At 72.0% G+C, this 17,737-nt stretch carries 19 protein-coding genes; 7 read left to right on the top strand and 12 right to left on the bottom strand.

All coding sequences use genetic code 11. The features are described from left to right. The first annotated feature begins 1 nt into the window (after position 1). Positions 2 to 1,114 (top strand): dipeptidase, encoded by a 1,113-nt coding sequence (locus tag IF54_RS0131435; RefSeq protein WP_030324930.1) that lies wholly within the window; start codon positions 2 to 4, stop codon positions 1,112 to 1,114. Positions 1,115 to 1,148: 34 nt separating this feature from the next. On the opposite strand, the gene IF54_RS0131430 is transcribed toward IF54_RS0131435, so the two are convergent. Continuing rightward, complete coding sequence (locus IF54_RS0131430; RefSeq protein WP_030324928.1) at positions 1,149 to 1,532, bottom strand: VOC family protein; 384 nt, start codon at positions 1,530 to 1,532, stop codon at positions 1,149 to 1,151. Between the two features lie 27 nt (positions 1,533 to 1,559). Next, positions 1,560 to 1,919 (bottom strand): VOC family protein, encoded by a 360-nt coding sequence (locus IF54_RS0131425; RefSeq protein WP_030324926.1) that lies wholly within the window; start codon positions 1,917 to 1,919, stop codon positions 1,560 to 1,562. Between the two features lie 117 nt (positions 1,920 to 2,036). Between IF54_RS0131425 and IF54_RS0131420 the strand changes: the two genes are divergently transcribed. Then, positions 2,037 to 2,540, top strand: a complete 504-nt coding sequence (locus IF54_RS0131420) for a CGNR zinc finger domain-containing protein (RefSeq protein WP_030324924.1) — start codon at positions 2,037 to 2,039, stop codon at positions 2,538 to 2,540. A 13-nt stretch (positions 2,541 to 2,553) separates the two neighbouring features. Here the strand turns inward: IF54_RS0131420 and IF54_RS0131415 are convergent, their stop codons facing one another. The 7 genes from IF54_RS0131415 to IF54_RS0131385 all read right to left on the bottom strand — a co-directional run bounded on the left by IF54_RS0131415 (position 2,554) and on the right by IF54_RS0131385 (position 9,926). Next, positions 2,554 to 3,222 (bottom strand): cupredoxin domain-containing protein, encoded by a 669-nt coding sequence (locus IF54_RS0131415; protein ID WP_037820882.1) that lies wholly within the window; start codon positions 3,220 to 3,222, stop codon positions 2,554 to 2,556. Continuing rightward, positions 3,219 to 3,677, bottom strand: a complete 459-nt coding sequence (locus IF54_RS0131410) for a hypothetical protein (RefSeq protein WP_030324920.1) — start codon at positions 3,675 to 3,677, stop codon at positions 3,219 to 3,221. Before IF54_RS0131410 ends, IF54_RS0131415 begins: the two co-directional genes overlap by 4 nt. 110 nt (positions 3,678 to 3,787) lie before the next feature. Then, positions 3,788 to 4,798 (bottom strand): cupredoxin domain-containing protein, encoded by a 1,011-nt coding sequence (locus IF54_RS0131405; protein ID WP_030324917.1) that lies wholly within the window; start codon positions 4,796 to 4,798, stop codon positions 3,788 to 3,790. 27 nt (positions 4,799 to 4,825) lie between these two features. Then, entirely contained in the window at positions 4,826 to 6,121 is a 1,296-nt protein-coding gene (locus IF54_RS0131400; protein ID WP_078852174.1) for a copper resistance CopC/CopD family protein, read from the bottom strand. Further along, positions 6,118 to 6,753 (bottom strand): hypothetical protein, encoded by a 636-nt coding sequence (locus IF54_RS0131395; RefSeq protein WP_030324912.1) that lies wholly within the window; start codon positions 6,751 to 6,753, stop codon positions 6,118 to 6,120. The genes IF54_RS0131400 and IF54_RS0131395 overlap by 4 nt, the downstream gene beginning before the upstream one ends. 243 nt (positions 6,754 to 6,996) lie before the next feature. After that, a complete protein-coding gene (locus IF54_RS0131390; protein WP_030324911.1) occupies positions 6,997 to 8,166 on the bottom strand; it encodes an ATP-binding protein in 1,170 nt (389 codons plus the stop codon). Between the two features lie 416 nt (positions 8,167 to 8,582). After that, positions 8,583 to 9,926, bottom strand: a complete 1,344-nt coding sequence (locus IF54_RS0131385; protein WP_030324910.1) for a UDP-glucose dehydrogenase family protein — start codon at positions 9,924 to 9,926, stop codon at positions 8,583 to 8,585. 190 nt (positions 9,927 to 10,116) lie between these two features. On the opposite strand from IF54_RS0131385, the gene IF54_RS0131380 reads away from it, so the two are divergent. From IF54_RS0131380 to IF54_RS0131370, 3 genes are all read left to right on the top strand, one after another. Continuing rightward, complete coding sequence (locus IF54_RS0131380; RefSeq protein WP_030324904.1) at positions 10,117 to 11,274, top strand: acyl-CoA dehydrogenase; 1,158 nt, start codon at positions 10,117 to 10,119, stop codon at positions 11,272 to 11,274. 182 nt (positions 11,275 to 11,456) lie between these two features. Continuing rightward, positions 11,457 to 11,819 carry a four-helix bundle copper-binding protein gene (locus IF54_RS0131375; RefSeq protein ID WP_030324902.1) on the top strand — a complete coding sequence of 121 codons (363 nt, stop codon included), beginning with the start codon at positions 11,457 to 11,459 and terminating at the stop codon, positions 11,817 to 11,819. A gap of 70 nt (positions 11,820 to 11,889) precedes the next feature. Next, positions 11,890 to 12,705: a class I SAM-dependent methyltransferase gene (locus IF54_RS0131370; RefSeq protein ID WP_030324900.1), complete on the top strand. Its 816-nt coding sequence runs from the start codon at positions 11,890 to 11,892 to the stop codon at positions 12,703 to 12,705. A gap of 137 nt (positions 12,706 to 12,842) precedes the next feature. On the opposite strand, the gene IF54_RS0131365 is transcribed toward IF54_RS0131370, so the two are convergent. Next, positions 12,843 to 14,105, bottom strand: a complete 1,263-nt coding sequence (locus tag IF54_RS0131365) for an LCP family protein (RefSeq protein ID WP_030324899.1) — start codon at positions 14,103 to 14,105, stop codon at positions 12,843 to 12,845. A 118-nt stretch (positions 14,106 to 14,223) separates the two neighbouring features. Here IF54_RS0131365 and IF54_RS0131360 point away from each other — a divergent pair, with 118 nt between their 5' ends. Beyond that, positions 14,224 to 14,793 carry an acyl-CoA thioesterase gene (locus tag IF54_RS0131360; RefSeq protein WP_030324897.1) on the top strand — a complete coding sequence of 190 codons (570 nt, stop codon included), beginning with the start codon at positions 14,224 to 14,226 and terminating at the stop codon, positions 14,791 to 14,793. Between the two features lie 67 nt (positions 14,794 to 14,860). Here IF54_RS0131360 and IF54_RS43670 read toward each other — a convergent pair whose 3' ends face one another. Next, the gene (locus IF54_RS43670; RefSeq protein WP_234439111.1) at positions 14,861 to 14,962 is read right to left on the bottom strand and encodes a GrpB family protein; all 102 of its coding nucleotides are present in this window, start codon (positions 14,960 to 14,962) and stop codon (positions 14,861 to 14,863) included. A 148-nt stretch (positions 14,963 to 15,110) separates the two neighbouring features. Beyond that, complete coding sequence (locus IF54_RS0131355; protein ID WP_030324892.1) at positions 15,111 to 16,571, bottom strand: LCP family protein; 1,461 nt, start codon at positions 16,569 to 16,571, stop codon at positions 15,111 to 15,113. Between the two features lie 131 nt (positions 16,572 to 16,702). On the opposite strand from IF54_RS0131355, the gene IF54_RS0131350 reads away from it, so the two are divergent. Next, entirely contained in the window at positions 16,703 to 17,731 is a 1,029-nt protein-coding gene (locus IF54_RS0131350) for a glycosyltransferase family 2 protein (protein WP_030324890.1), read from the top strand. Positions 17,732 to 17,737 lie beyond the last annotated feature (6 nt).

The raw sequence follows: 17,737 nt of genomic DNA, 5'->3' as shown, positions 1-17,737 counted from the left end.
CATGGCAGACCTCCAGGACGAACTGCACCCCCCGGCCGAGGTGGGAGAGCTGCCCCAGCTCTTCGGGGCCGTGCCGGAGCTGTACACCCCTGTCTCCGACCCGGACGCCGAGCCCCTGGAACGCGCCCGCGCCCTCCTCGCCGCGCACCCCGTCGCAGACGGCTACAGCGGACTGCCCTGGGCGCTGCGGCACCTGCCCTGGTTCGACCTGGAACTCGGCGAGAGCGCCGTGGACACGGACGTGCCCCGGCTCAGGGAGGGACACGTGGGCGCCCTGCTGTGGTCGCTGCACCTGCCCGAGGGCCTCGACGGGGACCGTGCGGTGGGGGCCACGCTGGAGCAGCTCGACCTGGTCAAGACGGTCGTACGGAACCATCCCGAGGGCCTGCGCCTGGCCTGTACGGCAGGACAGACCACCGACGCCCACCACTGCGGACGCGTCGCCGTCCTGCTCGGCCCCGCCGGTGCCGCCGCCCTCGGGGACTCGCTCGGCATCCTGCGCTCCCTGCACGCCCTCGGCCTGCGCGCCCTCACCCTGTCCGGGGTGTCCTGGGCGAGCGAGGCGGGGCTGACCCGGTTCGGCGAGGAGGTGCTGCGCGAGATGAACCGGCTCGGGGTTCTCGCCGATCTCTCCGGCGCCTCCGGGGACACCATCCGGCGGGTCCTCGCGGTCTCCAAGGCGCCCGTGCTGTTCACCCGCTCCGCCGCCCGCGCCCTGCGCCCGCACCCCGCCAACCTCCCCGACGACCTGCTCACCGAGCTGGGCGCGGCCAAGGGGCTGTGCATGGTGCCGCTGACCGCCGAGCAGACCGGGCCCACGGTCCGGGACGTCGCCGACCACCTCGACCATGTGCGCGAGGTCGCCGGCGTCGAGTGCGTGGGCCTGTCCGGCACCTACGACGCCGGGACCGCGCACCCGCAGGAACTCGGCGACGCCTCCTGCTACCCGCACCTCGTCGCCGAGCTGCTGCGCCGCGGCTGGGCGGAGGCCGACCTCGCCCTGCTGACCTGGGGCAACGTCCAGCGGGTGCTGCGCGAGTCCGACTTCACCGCACGGGCGGCACAGCAGCGCCGGGAGCCGTCCACGGCGAAGATCGCCGACCTGGACGGCTGACCGGCCGCCGCCTCACGCAGCGCCCGGGCAGACCTCACACAGGGTCGATCCGGCACAGGCAGAACGGATGTCCCGCCGGGTCCGCGTACACCCGGAAGTCCTCCTTGCTCTCCGCTTGCAGCAGCCGCGCGCCCAGCTCCAGCACCCTGGCCTCGGCCGCCTCGATCTCCTCCCAGGTGCTGCCGGCGTCGAGGTCGAGGTGGAACTGCTGGGAGTTGCGGTCGGCGCGCGGCCACTCCGGCGGGGTGAACCCCGGGGCGCTCTGGAAGGCGAGGCGCGGCCCGGCGGGGACCCGCAGGACGACCCAGTCGGGGTCGTCGTCCTCCGGGGTGCCGCCCACGATGCCCGCATAGAAGTGGGCCAGCGCGCGGGGATCGGGGCAGTCGAGCACGACGGAACGGAAGCGGGCGACGGTCACGAGGGTTCCTCCTGGTCGGCGGTCGTCTCAGCAGGCACAGAGGCAGAACGGGTGCCCAGCCGGGTCCGCGTACACCCGGAAGCTCCGGGAGCGGTCCTCGGTGTCCAGCGGCGTGGCCCCGAGTGCCAGCACCTCCTTCTCGGCCGCGTCCAGGTCCGGGACGCTCAGGTCCAGGTGGAACTGCTGCGAGGCGTCGGGTGCGGGCCACCTGGGCGGTACGAATCCGGGTGCGGCCTGGAAGGACAGCGTCCGCCCCCCGGGGGCCTTGAGGTCCACCCAGTCGCCCTCGCCCTCGACGGTGCCGCCGAGGACACCGGCGTAGAAACCGGCGAGCGCGCGGGGGTCGGGACAGTCCAGTACGACGGCTCCGAGTTCGGCGACGGCCATGGCTTCCTCCTTGGAATGTTGTTACCTGTAGAGGTGAGTAACCAGTAACGGTTACCGCATGCTCCCGTATAGGAGGTAACGTCGCAAGGGGATTCACGAGGTAGGTAGCGTGCAGCCATGAGTGAGCGATCGCCCGCGCCCGGCGGACTGACCCTGGTCCAGTCGCTGGTCAACACGCTCGACCTGGAGTCGGGGGCGGATGCGCTGGACACGGCGGAGGGGCGGGAGCGGTTCGGGATCGCCGAGGGCGAGGCGGCCGGGGCCCGCGAGCTGCGGGAGTCGCTGCGGGTCGCCCTGCTGGCCCACGCGGGACATCCGGCGCACCGCTCCGTGACGCCGTTGGGGGAGCTGCTGGCGACCGCCCCCCTGCTGGTGACGGTGTCCCCGTCCGACGGCTCGGCCGCCCTCGCCCCCGCCGACACCGGGCCCCTGATCTCCCGCGTCGCCGCCGCCGTCGCCGAGTCGCTGGTCGCGGGCACGTGGACCCGGCTGAAGGCCTGCGAGGCCGTGGACTGCCACTGGGCGTACTACGACCGCAGTCCGGCGGGGCGGGGGCGGTGGTGCTCGATGCAGGTGTGCGGGGCCCGGGCCAAGATGCGGCGGTACCGGGCGAAGGCGTGAGCGGGCGCTCCCGTCAGGCTTCCTCCTCCCGTGCCCGGGAGGTCCGTGAGCCCACCAGCAGAAGGCACAGGACCGCGACTCCGGCCACCAGGCCCGCCAGCAGCAGAAGGGGGTCCAGGGGGCGGACCGTCGAGGCCGTCGTCGTGGTCGCGGGGGGCTGCGCCGCCTGCGGTACGGCGGCTTCGGACACCGTGGGGGTCGGAGTCGGCGACGGCATCGTCATCGCCGGTGCCGAGCGGGCTGGTGCCGAGTGGGCCGGACGTGAGGTGGTCCGCGGCTCAGCGGTGTGTGCGTGCTCGGCCGGCGCCGCCGACCTCGTCGCCGGAGCCGGAGCCGGAGCCGGAGCCGCCGCCCGGACCGTGATCCCGGCCGTCATGTCCGGATGGACGGTGCACACATAGCCGTAGGAACCGGCCGTGGCGAACGTGAAACTCCAGCTCTCGCCCTTGTCGAGCATGGGCGAGTGGATCGAGAGCGGGCCGGAGGTGGTCTTCACGTCGTGCGGGGCGGTGTCGTAGTTGGTCCACGTGACCGTGGAGCCCGCGGGGACGCTCAGGGAGGCGGGCGAGAAGGCATAGCCCTTCATGGCGACGGAGTAGGACGCGGCCGACGCCCGGCCCGACGGGAGCAGCCAGACCGTGAGGAGGGCGAGCGCGGCCGCGGCCCGCAGCAGCGCCCTCACGCGAACTCCGCCGCGACGAGCAGCCTGAGCCGCGTGGCCGGAAGTCGCCACGGCAGCCGGAACCCGGTGGCCCGGCGCAGCAGCCGGTACGGCAGCCGGGCCGTGCCCACGACGAGCAGCCGGTCCTCGGAGCGGTCGACCACCCGCAGCCGCAGGAGGACGGGGAAGGCCGTGCCGTCGATGTCGAGGTCGGCGGTGAGCTGGAGGCGGTCGCCGGGCAGGTCCTCGACCCGCTCGGAGGTGAGGACCGCCCGCAGCTCGCGGTCGTCGAACTCAAGGCGGAAAGCGGGCTGTCCGGCCTCCACGGGCAGGTCCAGGGTCGCCGCGGCGAGCGGCACCCGCCGCCGCCGTACGGGCAACGGGCCGTACCAGGCGGTGAGTTCGGCGAGCGAGCGGTCGGGGGGCACGGAAAGGCGGCGCGGTGGTGGAACAGTGGGCAGAGTGACGGTTGTCATCCCCGAACTCCTTGGAAAGCGGTTCCCGAAATGTGGTGGGGGTGTGGAGAATGGGCGCGAGCGCCGCTCCGGCCGACTGAGCCTCGGCCGGAGCGGCGCTCACCCATGCGTCAGCAGCTCGCGGTGAGGAAGTCCGTGGTGGGCGTGAGCATGTGCCCGGCCCAGACGGTGTGCATCTTCACGTAGCTGTCGACGTCGAGCAGGTCCGTGACCTGCTGCCCGAGCGACTCCTCCAGGTGTGCCGAGTAGATGTGCTGGAGCAGCACGGTGAGAGTGTCGTCGGCCACCGAACCCCCGTCGGCGACGGCGGGCTTGAGAATGGACTCGATCCACACGGTGTGCCTCTTGAGATACGAGTCGAGCGCGAGCGCGTCCTGCACCTGCTGCCCGGGCGACTCCTCCAGGTGGGCCGCGTAGAGGTGCTGGAGGACCGGCAGGAGCTCGTTGCGGATGCTGGCGCACTGCTCGCCGGAGCCGCCACCGGTGCCATCGGTCGGCGTGGCGGTCGGGGTGGCCGTCGGGGTCGCCGTCGGCATGCCGGTGTGGGTCGGCGTGGGGGAGGCCGTCGGTGTGGCCGTGGGCGTGCCCGTGGGGGCGGTCGTGGGCGTCGGGGTCGGCGTGGGCGTCGTACCGCCACCGCCGGAGGCCGCCACGACCTTCACGGAGGACACCATGTCCGGGTGCACCGCGCAGTAGTACTCGTACGTCCCCACCTTGGTGAAGGTGTACGACCACGACTGGCCCTGCTTCAGCGTCCCCGAGTCGAAGGCCACCGGGGCCTTGGTCGTGGTCACCGTGTGCGGCGCGCTGTCGTGGTTGGTCCACCGGACGGTCTGCCCGACCTCCACGACCAGCTGCTTGCCGTCGCCGAACTTGTACCCCGTGATGTCGACCTGGTGGTCGGGAGTGGCGGCGGCCTTCATGTCGGCCGCCGCGGCCGCGGGCGCCTGAGCCGCGCCCGCCGCCTGCTGCGAGGCCGTGGTGGAACCCGTGGCCGCGCTCAGCAGCCCGAGACTGAGTACGGCGGCGAGGGTCGCGCCGAGTCCGGCGAACAGCAGGGACCGGTTCCCGGTCTTCCCGGCGGGCGGCCTGCGCTCACCGGTGTCGTCACTTCTCTTCACTACAACTCCTTCTGACTTTGGGGGAGTTCAGCGGCCGGGGTCGGCCGTGACCAGCAGACTCGTCACGGCGAGCACGACGAGGACCAGCCCCGTCTCCGCCGCGACCGAGTAACCGAAGGACCGCACGGTGGCGGCGTCACCGCGCAGCAGCACGGCGAGATCGAGACGGGTGCGCACCCACTGGCGGCTCGCGTACGCGGCCACCAGGACGCCCCCGAGGACGGCCGTCTTGACGAGCAGCAGATGCCCGTACGACGTGTGCAGCAGGGCGTCGTACGACCCCACCACCTGCCACGCGAGCACCAGCCCGGCGCCCACGATGCCGGCGACGCTCAGCGCCGCGAGCCGCGCGTAGCCGGGCACCACCTCGGCCAGCTCCCCGGGGCGCCTGCGCGGCAGCACCGCCAGCGCGAGCATGGCGAGCCCGCCGATCCACAGGGCGGCCCCGAGCAGGTGCAGGAAGTCGGCGACGGCACCCCAAGTGGGCTCGTTGCCCTCGGAGTTGTGGCCCGTCATGCCGGTGGTGCGCAGAAGTCCGAACGTCACCGCGAGCGCGCCCACCCGCCAGCCCGGAGAGCGGGCGGCACCCTGGAGCAGCGCGGCGAGCACCACCGCCGCGAGCACCCACATCAGCCCGCGCGCGGCGAGCACGATGCCGGGCCGGGTGCTGAGGACGTCGGCGTAGGCCGCCGGGTGGAACGCGTCGCGCAGGCCGCCGAGGGAGGCGTACGCGCCCTGGAGCCCGACCGCGGCGACCGTCGCCAGCAGGCCGACCGTCCAGGCGAACCCCAGCAGCGCCCGGGCCCGCGGCTCGTACGCCCCGCCCGGCCACAGCAGCGCGACGAAGGCGAGCCCGCCGACGAACAGGGCCAGCGCGAGGTAGCCGGCCCAGCGGGCGGCCACGAGGCCCTTGCGCACCGAGGGGGAGGGGGCGGGAGCGGACGACTCCGCGCTGCCGCCCGGGGCGGCCTGCGCGGCGACGGAGAAGGCGATCCGGCCGGAGGAGGCGTGTCCGTCCTCCTCGTCCACGACCGACCACACGAGCGCGAAGCTCCCGTCCGCGGGGCTGCCGAGCGCGACCCGCACGACGTTCCGGTGCGCCGTCCGGGACACCGGCAGTCGGTCCCCGTCCACGGTCAGCACCCTGACGTCGGCGACGTCGACGGCCTCGTCGAAGGTGAGGGTGAGGTGGTCGGGGGCCTTCGCGGGCGTGGCTCCGTCCTTGGGGGAGGAACTCACCAACTCGGTGTGTGCGGAGGCGGGTTGGGCCGTGCCGAGCAGGGCGCACAGGAGCAGGGCGGCGAGGAGGAGCAGGCGCCTCACGGGGTCTCCTCCGGCAGCGGGGAGGGGGCGAGGACGCCGCCGAGGAGACTGGAGACGGGCGGGAGGCCGACGCAGGGGGAGGGCGTGGGTGACGGGGAGGCTGAGGGCGAGGCTGAAGTGCCGGCTCCGCCCAGGAGACCGAGCACGGGCTCGGTGAGGCCGACGAGCAGCGGCTGTACGACGGTGACCTGGCCGTCCTCGCAGGTGCCCGTCGGGGTGGGTGCGGGCGTGGGCGTGGGGGTGGGCGCAGGGGCAGGGGTGGTGGGCGTCGGGCCGGACGCGGGGGGCGAGTTCTCGTGCCCTCCGGTGTGGCCGCCCGCATGATCGCCAGGGCCGGTACCGGTCACGACGCCTCCGTCTCCGCCGCCGTACCCGACGTCCGCGTAACCCCCGCCGTAGGCCGGCATTCCACCGGATCCGCCCGGGGCCTGCCCCGCCTCGGGGGAGGTGGGCGCGGTCGTCGGCGCGGTGGTCGCGGGCGCAACGGCCGGGGGTACCACGGCTTCGGCCGCTCCGGGGGCGCCGATGCCCGACGCGTACCCCAGCACGATCACCACCGCGCCGACGAGTGCCCCGGCGACCAGTTCGTCGCGATGATCACGAGGCCAGACCGCCCTGCGGAACAAGGGCATGACTCCACTCCTGACATGCTCAGGTCAATCCACCGGAAGAATCCGGCGGGTGACGAACAGTGGAGTGGAGAGCGGATTCCGCTTGACTACGCGTCGGTTAACCGACCGTTGCCTACCTCTCCTTTACGGGGGTATGGCCTGTGAGAACGGTCAAATCCCCACCGTACTCGAATGCAAATCGAACTCGTGTTGATGATTCCGGGGACGACGGCATATGCCGTCGCGCGGGACCCGGCGAGCGCCTCAGAGGAACCGACTGACGACGGCCCAGGCCTGCTCCGGCTGTGCCGCGAACCAGGCGCCGAGATGATCCCGCACGGTTTCCGCGACGCACGAACGCGCTGCCGGATTGCCCAGCGAGCCGCGCGTGGCACCGAGGAACTCGGGCCGGTCCAGCTTGACAGACACGACCGCCGTCAGGCCCTGGCCGATCCGGTGCGCGCACGGATCGGGGTCGGCCGCCGTCAGCAACCGCCGCTCACGCGCGTACGCGCCCACCGCGGCGGCCAACCCGTCCCGGAAGCCCAGCAGATGGGTGCTCCCCTCAAGGGTGGGCACACCGTTGGCGAAGCCCCGGACCCGCTCCTCGCGGGAGTCGGACCAGCGCAGGGCCACGTCCACCGTCGCCTCTGGAGTGTCCCGCTCGAAGGCGATGACGTCCGGATGGACGGCAGCCCCGGCCGGCCCGGCGGTCCCGGCCGTCCACGCCTCCGCGTCCAGGAAGGCGACGAACTCCCGTACCCCGTCCGGGAATCGGAACCGCACTGAGCGCGGCTCCCCCGGAGGGCGTTCGTCGGTCAGCGACACGTCCAGATCCCGGTACAGGAAGGCAAGTTCCCTGAAGCGCTCCACGAAGACGCCGAAGACGAACTCCGTCGTCTCGAAGATGCCGGCGTCGGGCCGGAAGGTGAGCGTGGTCCCGCTGCCGCTCGCCGGGCCCACGGCGACGGGCGGGGCGAGCGCGGCCCCGTGGGCGTACTCCTGGACCCAACGCGTCCCGTCCCGCCGCACCTCGGCCGTCAGACGACTCGACAGGGCGTTGGTGACGCAGGGGCCGACGCCGACGAGCCCGGACGTCAGGTCGTGCCGCCCGCTGGTGTCCGGCCCGGTGAAGGGGCGCGTCAGCAGGGTCTCCAGACCGGGACCGCCGGTGTGGCCGGCCGCCTCGACGGGGACGCCTGGTCCGTCGTCGTCGACCCGCACCCTGCCGTCGGACAGGAAGGTGATGCCGAGGCGGGTGGCCGAACCGGTGAGGACCTCGTTCACCGCCCGGTCGGCCACGTCGAACACCGTCTGCCGCAGGCCCCGTTCGCCGGTCGAGCCGACATACATCCCCGGCCGTTTACGGATCGCGTGCCGCCCCTCCAGGACCTCGATCCAACTGGCGTCGTACTCGATGGCTTTCTCGCCCATGGGTTCTCCCGCGATGCCGTCCGACAGGCCTCGTCAGCCTAGGCGAATTCCAGGAAAACACCAGGTCAGGGCGGGTGTGTCGAGGGCATGGACGGCCGGGTGGGGACCCACCGGGAGCCGGTCGGCCATGAGCTACCGGAACCCCGCCGCAAGGTCTCCAGGCCCCCGCCCGGACCGCGCGCGGCCCAATTCCCGGCGCAGCCTGGGCCGTTGATTCACGGCATCGCACCGAGGGGCGTTGCGGTGCCGACGGCCTTCCCGGCGCGACGGCATCCGACCATCGCGCCGAGAGCCGCTGAGACCTGTAAGGAAGCCTGCCGGAGCCTGGGCCAGAGCTCCAGAGCTCCAGAGCTCCAGAGCTCCAGAGCTCCAGAGCTCCAGAGCTGGGGCCGGGGCCGTGCGGCCCAGGCCCCCGCTCAGGCGGTGGGCCGCCCCATGGCCCGGTAAGTCCAGCCCGCCTTGCGCCACAGTGCCGGGTCCAGGGCGTTGCGGCCGTCCAGGACGGTCTTCGATGCCGCGACCTCCCCCAGGGCCGCCGGGTCCAGTTCGCGGAACTCGCGCCACTCCGTGAGGTGGAGCACCACGTCGGCGCCCCGGACCGCGTCCACGGCCGTGTCGGCGTAGCCGAGGGTCGGGAAGAGGCGGCGGGCGTTCGCCATGCCCTTCGGGTCGTAGACCGTGACCTGGCCGCCCTGGAGGTGGATCTGCCCGGCCACGTTCAGGGCGGGGGAGTCGCGCACGTCGTCCGAGTCGGGCTTGAAGGTGGCGCCGAGCACCGCGACCCGCTTGCCGAGGAACGGCCCGCCGCCCAGTATCTGCCGGGCCAGCTCCACCATCTGCCCGCGCTGGCGCATGTTGATCGAGTCGATCTCGCGCAGGAAGGTCAGCGCCTGGTCGGCCCCGAGCTCGCCCGCGCGGGCCATGAAGGCACGGATGTCCTTGGGCAGACAGCCGCCGCCGAAGCCGATCCCGGCCCGCAGGAACTTGCTGCCGATCCGGTCGTCGTACCCGATCGCCTCGGCCAGCTTGGCGACATCGCCGTCGGCGGCCTCGCAGACCTCCGCCATCGCGTTGATGAAGGAGATCTTCGTCGCCAGGAAGGAGTTCGCCGACGTCTTCACCAGCTCGGCGGTCGGGAAGTCCGTCACCACGAACGGCGTGTTCTCGGCCAGCGGTGTGGCGTACACCTCGCGCAGCAGCTTCTCCGCGCGCTCGCTGCGCACCCCGACCACGATCCGGTCCGGGTGCAGCGTGTCGTTCACCGCGAAGCCCTCGCGCAGGAACTCCGGGTTCCAGGCCAGCTCGGCGTCCGCGCCCGCGGGGGAGTGGTCGGCCAGATAGCGGGCCAGCCGGTCGGCGGACCCCACCGGGACCGTCGACTTGCCGACCACGAGGGCCGGGCGGGTCAGGTGCGGGGCGAGGGAGGCGATCGCGGAGTCGACGTACGACATGTCACAGGCGTACTCGCCGTGCCGCTGAGGCGTGTTCACACAGACGAAGTGCACATCACCGAAGGCGCCTGCCTCCTCCCACGACATGGTGAAGCGGAGCCGGCCCGTGGAGCCCTCGATCCCGGCGACATGCCTGCGCAGCAGATCCTCGAGACCGGGCTCGAACATCGGGACCTCGCCCCGCTGGAGCATCTCGATCTTCTCGGGCACCACGTCCAGCCCCAACACCTCGAACCCGAGTTCGGCCATGGCCGCGGCGTGCGTGGCGCCGAGGTAGCCGGTGCCGATCACGGTGATCTTGAGGCTCATGGGGTCTCCAGGGAGGGCTGCGGTCGTGCGGTGCCCGAGCATAGTCGGGCCCTGTGCCGGGCATTTTTCCCCCTGCCCGTCCACCCTGTCGCCAAGCTCACGTATCACTCCCGTGGGCGGGCCCCTAAAATTTGAGTTACTTAACGGTAATTAGCACAGGCATTGCAGCGTCCTTGGAGCGTGAGAGACCTTGGCCGGATCGGCTGACTTCGACCTGTACCGCCCGTCCGAGGAGCACGACATGCTCCGGGACGCCATCCGCTCGCTGGCGGAGGCGAAGATCGCGCCCTACGCCGCAGCGGTCGACGAGGAGGCCCGCTTCCCTCGCGAGGCCCTGGAAGCACTGGTCGCCAACGACCTGCACGCCGTGCACGTCCCCGAGGAGTACGGCGGCGCCGGCGCCGACGCGCTGGCCACCGTCATCGTGATCGAGGAGGTCGCCCGCGTCTGCGTCAGCTCCTCCCTGATCCCCGCGGTGAACAAGCTGGGCTCGCTCCCGGTGATCCTCTCCGGCTCGGAGGAGCTCAAGAAGAAGTACATGGCCCCGCTCGCCAAGGGCGAGGCGATGTTCTCCTACGCCCTCTCCGAGCCCGACGCCGGCTCCGACGCGGCCGGCATGAAGACCAAGGCCGTCCGCGACGGCGACCACTGGATCCTCAACGGCGTCAAGCGCTGGATCACCAACGCCGGCGAGTCCGAGTACTACACGGTGATGGCCGTCACCGACCCCACCAAGCGCTCCAAGGGCATCTCGGCCTTCGTCGTCGAGAAGTCCGACGAGGGCGTCTCCTTCGGCGCCCCGGAGAAGAAGCTCGGCATCAAGGGCTCGCCCACCCGCGAGGTCTACCTGGACAACGTCCGCATCCCCGCCGACCGCATGATCGGCGAGGAGGGCACCGGCTTCGCCACCGCGATGAAGACCCTGGACCACACCCGCATCACCATCGCCGCCCAGGCCCTCGGCGTCGCCCAGGGCGCCCTCGACTACGCCAAGGGCTACGTCCAGGAGCGCAAGCAGTTCGGCAAGGCCATCGCCGACTTCCAGGGCATCCAGTTCATGCTCGCCGACATGGCCATGAAGATCGAGGCCGCCCGCGCCCTGACCTACCAGGCCGCGGCCGCCTCGGAGCGCGGCGACAAGAACCTCACCTTCCAGGGCGCGGCGGCGAAGTGCTTCGCCTCCGACGTGGCCATGGAGGTCACCACGGACGCGGTCCAGCTGCTCGGCGGGTACGGGTACACGCGGGACTACCCGGTGGAGCGGATGATGCGCGACGCCAAGATCACACAGATCTATGAGGGCACCAACCAGGTCCAGCGGATCGTCATGGCCCGCAACCTGCCGTAACCGCACGCCCGTTGCGGCGACGACTGAGCCCCCGGAGGTGTTCCGGGGGCTTTTGTCATGTCGTGGGGTGGGGCATTTCGGGGCGGATTGATGACGTCCGCCCGATGGCGCCCGGCGTGGCAGGGGCGTAGGACGGAAGGACACGGGGCCCGCCCCGGGCTCCCGCGCCCCCAGGAGGAGCCATGACCCAGGCCGAGAGCATGTCCGCGATGAGCAAGGAGATGCAGGACTGCGTGGCGGCGTGCATGGAGTGCCACAGCGTCTGCGAGGAGACGATGAGCGCCTGCATGCAGAGGGGCGGCCAGGCGCAGATGCAGATCATGCGTGCGCTCATGGACTGCGCCGACATGACCCGCATGTGCGCGGACATGATGATGCGCCGCTCGTCCATGTCGGCGGAGATGTGCGCGATGTGCGCCAAGGCGTGCGAGACGTGCGCCGAGGCGTGTATGTCCATGCCGGACGATCCCCAGCTGATGCGGTGCGCGCAGGCGTGTCGCCGCTGCGTGGAGACCTGTCGGGCGATGGCGGGCATGGCGATGTGACGCAGGCCGCCCAGGGTCGGAGGCGCCCCCTGCCGGGTGCCTCCGACCCCGTCTGCGGCAGGCTGGCGCCATGACGAGTGCGACAGAGGCCTTCGACACGGCCGAGCGGACGATGTGGTCGGGGCGGACGAAGGCCTACGCGGGCAGCTTCGCGCGGCTGTGCGCGCACCCGGTTCCCGCGCTGCTGGACGCGGCCGGGGTCGTGGAGGGGACGCGTGTGCTGGACGTCGGCACCGGCACCGGTACGGCGGCGCTGGCCGCGGTGGCGCGCGGGGCACGGGTGAGCGCGGTGGACGCCGATGCCGGGATGGTCGCGGCGGCCCGGACCGCCGGAGTCGACGCACGGATCGGCGTACTGCCCGAACTTCCTTACCCGGATGCCGAGTTCGACGCCGTCGTCGGGAACTTCGTCCTCAACCACGTCGGCCGCCCCCGCACCGCGCTGGCCGAGCTGCGGAGAGTGTTGCGGCCGGGTGGCAGCGCGGCCCTGACCATCTGGGCCGGCGGCCGCCAGAGCGGCATGGAGCTGCTCGGGCGGGCCTGCGAGGCCGCGGGGGCGGTACCGCCGGACCACCTGCCCCGCCTCGCCCCGGACGAGGACTTCGGCCGTACGACGGAGGGGTTCGCGGCGCTGCTCGCGGAGGCCGGTCTCGTCGACGCGCGGTGCGCGGAGGTGGCGTGGGAGCACCGCCCCACCGCCGAGGAGTGGTGGAGCGGGGCCGCCGCGGGGATCGGCACCATCGGGCTGGTCGTCACCTCGCAGAGCCCCGGGACCGTCGTGCGGATCAGGCGTGAGTACGACCGTCTCGCGGCCGAAGTCGCCGACGGGGAGGGACGGTTGGTGCTGCCGCACACCGCGCTGCTGGGCTCGGCCCGGCGGGCGTAGGGCGGACGGGGCGAAGGGCAGACAGGGCGTAGGCCGGACAGGGCGAAGGGCAGGCAGGGCGAAGGGCAGACGGGGCGTAGGCCGGACAGGGCGAAGGGCCGGTCCGCCGGACCGGCCCTTCGCGGTGTCCGTCGCGGTCAGTTGCCCGTGACCGTGACCTTCTCGTCGTTGTTCAGCTCCTGGACCAGCTGCTTCACCTTTGCCTTGTCCCAGACGAGGTTGCCGCCGGTGGACCCGGAGATCGGCATGTTCAGCGAGGTGCCGTCGCCGCCGTTGACGCCCTTCATCGCGAAGAACATCGAGCCCAGGTCGTACAGGCCCATGTCCTTGTCGACGATGAGCGAGTCCAGGCCCGCGCCGAGCGTCGGGTAGAGCTTGAACGGGTTCAGGACCGTGCCGGGGGTCGCCACCTGGTGGGCGAGGGCCGCGAGGAACTTCTGCTGGTTCTTGGTGCGTTGCAGGTCGGACGCGGCGAACGCGTGCCGGGTGCGGACGAAGGCGAGCGCCTGGTCGCCGTTCAGCGTCTGCTTGCCCGACTTGAAGTCGGCGCCGGAGTACTTGTCCTTGAACCCCTTGTCGATGTCGATCTCGACACCGCCGACCGCGTCCACGATGCTCGCGAAGCCGGCGAAGCCGATCTCGACGTAGTGGTCGATGCGCAGCCCGGTGTTGAACTCCACCGTGCGCACCAGCAGTTCGGGGCCGTCCTCGGCGTACGCGGCGTTCAGCTTCACGTGCCGGCCGGTGCCCTTGTACGTCTTGCCGGACTCGGAGCCCACGAAGGTCGGGATCTCCACGTCCGAGTCACGCGGCAGCGAGATCAGCGTGTCGCCGCTGCTGCCGGTGTGCAGGATCATCATCGAGTCGGTGCGCTTGCCCTCGGCGGAGCCGGTGTGCAGCTGCTTCTTCTGCTCGGAGGAGAGCCCGGCGCGGCTGTCGGAGCCGACGATCAGGTAGTTGGTGCCGTCGCCCTGTTCCGGCCGGTCGATGACCTTGGACAGGTCGACCTCGCGGTTGAGCTTGGAGTCGGCCCAGAAGTAGGTGCCGACGGTCGTCACGACCAGCCCGGTGATCACCACGATCGCGGTCCACTTGATCCGCTTGCGCCAGTTCGGCGCGGGACGCGGACCCCGGCCGCCCACCGGGTCGCCGGGACCGCCGTGGCCGGCGCCGCCGTACACCTGGCCGGTGTTGTAGCCGCTGTCGTACCCGTCGTAGTCACCGTGGCCCTGGCCGTTGACGTACCCCTGCTGCGGGGGCACGCCGGCGTTGTACGGCGGCGCCTGGCCGCGGCGCACCTGGCGCATCACGCGGGCGCTCTCGGGCTGTGCGCTCGCGCTGCCGCGTCCGTACCGGTCTCCGCGGTTGTCGCCGGACCATCCCTCGGGCCAATCGTTCATGGGCCCCAGTGTGCCGGTACCCGCCGGGCCCTATACAAGGGCCGTCGGAAAATCAGGTCACCGCTGTTGCCAAGCTGACACAAATTCCCGAATTGTCATCACGGCATAGGGTGGGGCCATGACAGACCAGGCCACCGCCGCCGCCGGACCGGAGACTCCGGAGCCTCCGGAGATCCCGGGCAAGCCCACCTCGGCGTCCCGCACCACGCTGAGCCACATCATGACCCAGGCCGACACCAACCTCCTCGGTACGGTGCACGGCGGCGTGATCATGAAACTGGTGGACGACGCGGCGGGCGCGGTGGCGGGCCGGCACAGCGGCGGACCCGCGGTCACCGCCTCCATGGACGAGATGGCGTTCCTGGAGCCGGTCCGGGTCGGCGACCTCGTCCATGTGAAGGCCCAGGTCAACTGGACCGGCCGGACCTCGATGGAGGTCGGGGTACGGGTCCTCGCCGAGCGCTGGAACGAGTCGACCCCGGCCACCCAGGTCGGCTCGGCCTACCTGGTCTTCGCGGCCGTGGACGCCGACGGCAGGCCCCGCCGGGTCCCTCCGGTCCTCCCGGAGACGGAGCGCGACGAGCGCCGCTACCAGGAGGCCCAGATCCGCCGCACGCACCGCCTCGCGAGGCGCCGGGCGATCAAGGAACTACGGGAGAAGCGGGCGGCGGAGGGCTTCGACGACTGAGCACGACCCAGGCCCCCCTCACACACACGGGCCCCGGCGGCAGCCATTAGGTCACGGACGGCGGCCATCAGGTCGAGGACGGGCTTGGCGGCCGCCCCGGAACGGCCGTGGACCCGAGGTGCTCGATCTCCGCGAACAGCCCGGGAGCCGCCCCGCGCAGGGCGTCGATAGCGGCGGCGGCCCGGCGGGGCCAGTCGGGGTCGTGGTCGGCGATACGGAGGTCGGCGGGCGCGAGCCCATCCTGCGCCGCCGGACCACCCTCGCGGCACCCTGGGCCACCCGCTTTCCGCTACGGACGCCCCGGGCCACCGTCTCCCCTAAACACACCCCACCTCGTCCCCCGTGACCACGCCGAACTCCCCCTGCAACTCGTCCTCGGCCCGTACCTTCCGGACGTGCTCGAAGTCCGTCCCCGCGACCACCTTCAGTACGGCCCCCTGTCCGGGCACCGCGCGCAGTTCGCTGCCGGGCAGGGCCGCGGCCAGGGAGCGGGCCGAGCGGTCCCAGCGGGGGTCGTAGGTGATGAGGGTGCGCTTGGTGGCGGGGGTGGCCGAGTTCGTCGGGGTGCCCGTCGTGCGGAAACCCGTGGCCGCCAGCGCCGCGTCGACGCGCTGGCCGAGTCCCGTCCTCGCCGTCCCGTTCTCGACCTGGACGCGGATCTGCTGCGGGGAGACGGGGACCAGCAGCGCCTTGCTGCGCGGCTTGTGCGCGGCGAGCGGCTGGTCCTCGCGCAGGGCCTTGAAGAGCTGCGCCGACTTCGCGGGGTCCCACTTCAGGGTCGAGCCGACGCCCTTGACGAGGTATCCCATCTGACCGATCGGCACGGTCGTGAACTCCGACGAGGAGGGGGAGAAGTTCCGCATCGCCCGGCCCAGGTCGAGCAGTTCGTCCGTGCCGAAGCCCTTGTCGGCGCGCACGGAGCCGAGGACGGCCCGGGTCACGTCACGGAACCTCATCGGGTTCAGCAGGATCCCGGAGGACGTCGCCCGGTCGATCAGCGCCGCGAGGAAGCGTTGCTGGCGTTTCATCCGGCCGAGGTCGGAGGAGCCGTCGGCGTGCCGGGAGCGGACGTACTGGAGTGCCTCGCCGCCCATCAGCCGGTGCCGGCCGGCCGCCAGGTCGAGGCCGGTGTACGCGTCCTTCAGCGGGTCGGCGTTGCAGATCTCGACGCCGCCGAGGACGTCCACCGTCTTCATGAAGCTGGTGAAGTCGACCTCCAGGTAGTGGTCGATCTTCACGTGGGTCATGGACTCCACGGTCCGGACCGTGAGTTGCGGTCCGCCCTCCGCGTACGCCGCGTTGATCTTGATGGGGTGCCCCTGGTGGCGTTCCCCGGTGGTGGCGTCGACGTGCGCGGGCGTCATCGCGTACGAGTCGCGCGGCAGGCTCACCACGCTGGCCCGCTCCCGGTCCTCCGAGATGTGCACGATCATGATCGTGTCGGTGCAGTGGCAGGGCGCGCCGCCCAGCCTGTATTTCTGCCGCTCCTCCTCGGTGATCTTGTCGCGGCCGTCGGTGCCGACCAGGAGCACGTTCATGCCGTGTCCGGCGCGCGGCCGGTTCTTCATGTCCTTGAAGGGGTCCACGCGTGCGATGTCCGCGTCGAGACTGGTCATCACCGCGTGCCCGATCCCGGCGGAGGCGAGCACGACGACGGAGAGCGTGGTCGCCGCCCGCAGGGCCCAGCGCGGCCGCTTGCGGCGTACCGGGGGTCGCGCTGGGCGGCGCTGCGGGGGACGAGGGCGGGCGGCGGAGGGGCGGGGCGGCGTGGTGGGCATGCGGGAACACCTCCGCGAGGGCAGCCGAACGAGGGATCGTGAGCACCGTAGGCCGATACGATCTGCGACGAGGGGCACCGCCCCGGGCGGGGCGCATCGGTGTCCCCCGTTCGCGGTAACGTGAGCCCCCTATGAACGCCAAGCCCGACGTGCGACTCCCCGCCGTTTCTGTGATCATGCCCGTCCTCAACGAGGAGCGGCATCTGCGCGGAGCCGTCCAAGCGATCCTGGCGCAGGAGTACGCCGGCGAGATGGAGGTCGTGATCGCCCTGGGTCCGTCCACGGACCGCACGGACGAGATCGCGGCCCAGCTCGTGGCGGACGACCCGCGCGTGCACACCGTCCCGAACCCGACCGGCCGCACGCCGGCCGCCCTCAATGCCGCGATCAAGGCCTCCCGGCACCCGATCGTGGTCCGCGTCGACGGGCACGGCATGCTCTCGCCGAACTACATCGCTACCGCGGTGCGGCTCCTGGAGGAGACCGGCGCGCAGAACGTCGGCGGCATCATGCACGCCGAGGGCGAGAACGACTGGGAGCGCGCGGTCGCCGCCGCGATGACCTCGAAGATCGGCGTCGGCAACGCGGCCTTCCACACGGGCGGCGCGGCACAGGCCGCCGAGACCGTGTACCTCGGGGTGTTCCGGCGCGAGGCGCTGGAGCAACAGGGCGGCTACAACGAGGAGTTCATCCGTGCGCAGGACTGGGAGCTCAACTTCCGGATCCGCGAGGCGGGCGGGCTGATCTGGTTCTCGCCCGAGCTCAGGGTGTCGTACCGCCCGAGGCCGTCGGTGAAGGCGCTCGCCAAGCAGTACAAGGACTACGGCCGCTGGCGGCACGTCGTCGCCCGCTACCACGAGGGCTCCATCAACCTGCGCTACCTCGCCCCGCCGACCGCGGTGTGCGCGATCGCGGCCGGGATCGTGGTCGGTGCCGCGCTGACCCCGCTCGGTTTCGTGATCCCGGGCGGCTACCTCGCGGCGATCGTCCTCGGCTCGCTGCCCGCGGGCAAGGGGCTGCCGCTGAAGGCGCGGCTCCAGATCCCCGTGGCCCTCGCCACCATGCACATGTGCTGGGGGTACGGCTTCCTGACGAGCCCGCGGTCGCTCGCGCGGCGGGTCATCGCCTCCCGACGGCCCGCCGTGCTGAACGAGGTGTGAGTCACT

The organism is Streptomyces sp. NRRL B-3229 (assembly GCF_000719505.1).
Classification (GTDB): Bacteria; Actinomycetota; Actinomycetes; order Streptomycetales; family Streptomycetaceae; genus Streptomyces; species Streptomyces griseorubiginosus.
Note: the sequence above shows the minus strand (reverse complement) of the source record. Positions and strands in the feature narration are given on the sequence as shown.

Coding starts and splice junctions, on each gene's coding strand:
- IF54_RS0131370 (WP_030324900.1), top strand. CDS start 11,890: ATGACGAGTGCGACAGAGGCCTTCGACACGGCCGAGCGGACGATGTGG.
- IF54_RS0131420 (WP_030324924.1), top strand. CDS start 2,037: ATGAGTGAGCGATCGCCCGCGCCCGGCGGACTGACCCTGGTCCAGTCG.
- IF54_RS0131365 (WP_030324899.1), bottom strand. CDS start 14,105: ATGAACGATTGGCCCGAGGGATGGTCCGGCGACAACCGCGGAGACCGG.
- IF54_RS0131360 (WP_030324897.1), top strand. CDS start 14,224: ATGACAGACCAGGCCACCGCCGCCGCCGGACCGGAGACTCCGGAGCCT.
- IF54_RS0131425 (WP_030324926.1), bottom strand. CDS start 1,919: ATGGCCGTCGCCGAACTCGGAGCCGTCGTACTGGACTGTCCCGACCCC.
- IF54_RS0131410 (WP_030324920.1), bottom strand. CDS start 3,677: ATGACAACCGTCACTCTGCCCACTGTTCCACCACCGCGCCGCCTTTCC.
- IF54_RS0131435 (WP_030324930.1), top strand. CDS start 2: ATGGCAGACCTCCAGGACGAACTGCACCCCCCGGCCGAGGTGGGAGAG.
- IF54_RS0131375 (WP_030324902.1), top strand. CDS start 11,457: ATGACCCAGGCCGAGAGCATGTCCGCGATGAGCAAGGAGATGCAGGAC.
- IF54_RS0131355 (WP_030324892.1), bottom strand. CDS start 16,571: ATGCCCACCACGCCGCCCCGCCCCTCCGCCGCCCGCCCTCGTCCCCCG.
- IF54_RS0131350 (WP_030324890.1), top strand. CDS start 16,703: ATGAACGCCAAGCCCGACGTGCGACTCCCCGCCGTTTCTGTGATCATG.
- IF54_RS0131395 (WP_030324912.1), bottom strand. CDS start 6,753: ATGCCCTTGTTCCGCAGGGCGGTCTGGCCTCGTGATCATCGCGACGAA.
- IF54_RS0131390 (WP_030324911.1), bottom strand. CDS start 8,166: ATGGGCGAGAAAGCCATCGAGTACGACGCCAGTTGGATCGAGGTCCTG.
- IF54_RS0131385 (WP_030324910.1), bottom strand. CDS start 9,926: ATGAGCCTCAAGATCACCGTGATCGGCACCGGCTACCTCGGCGCCACG.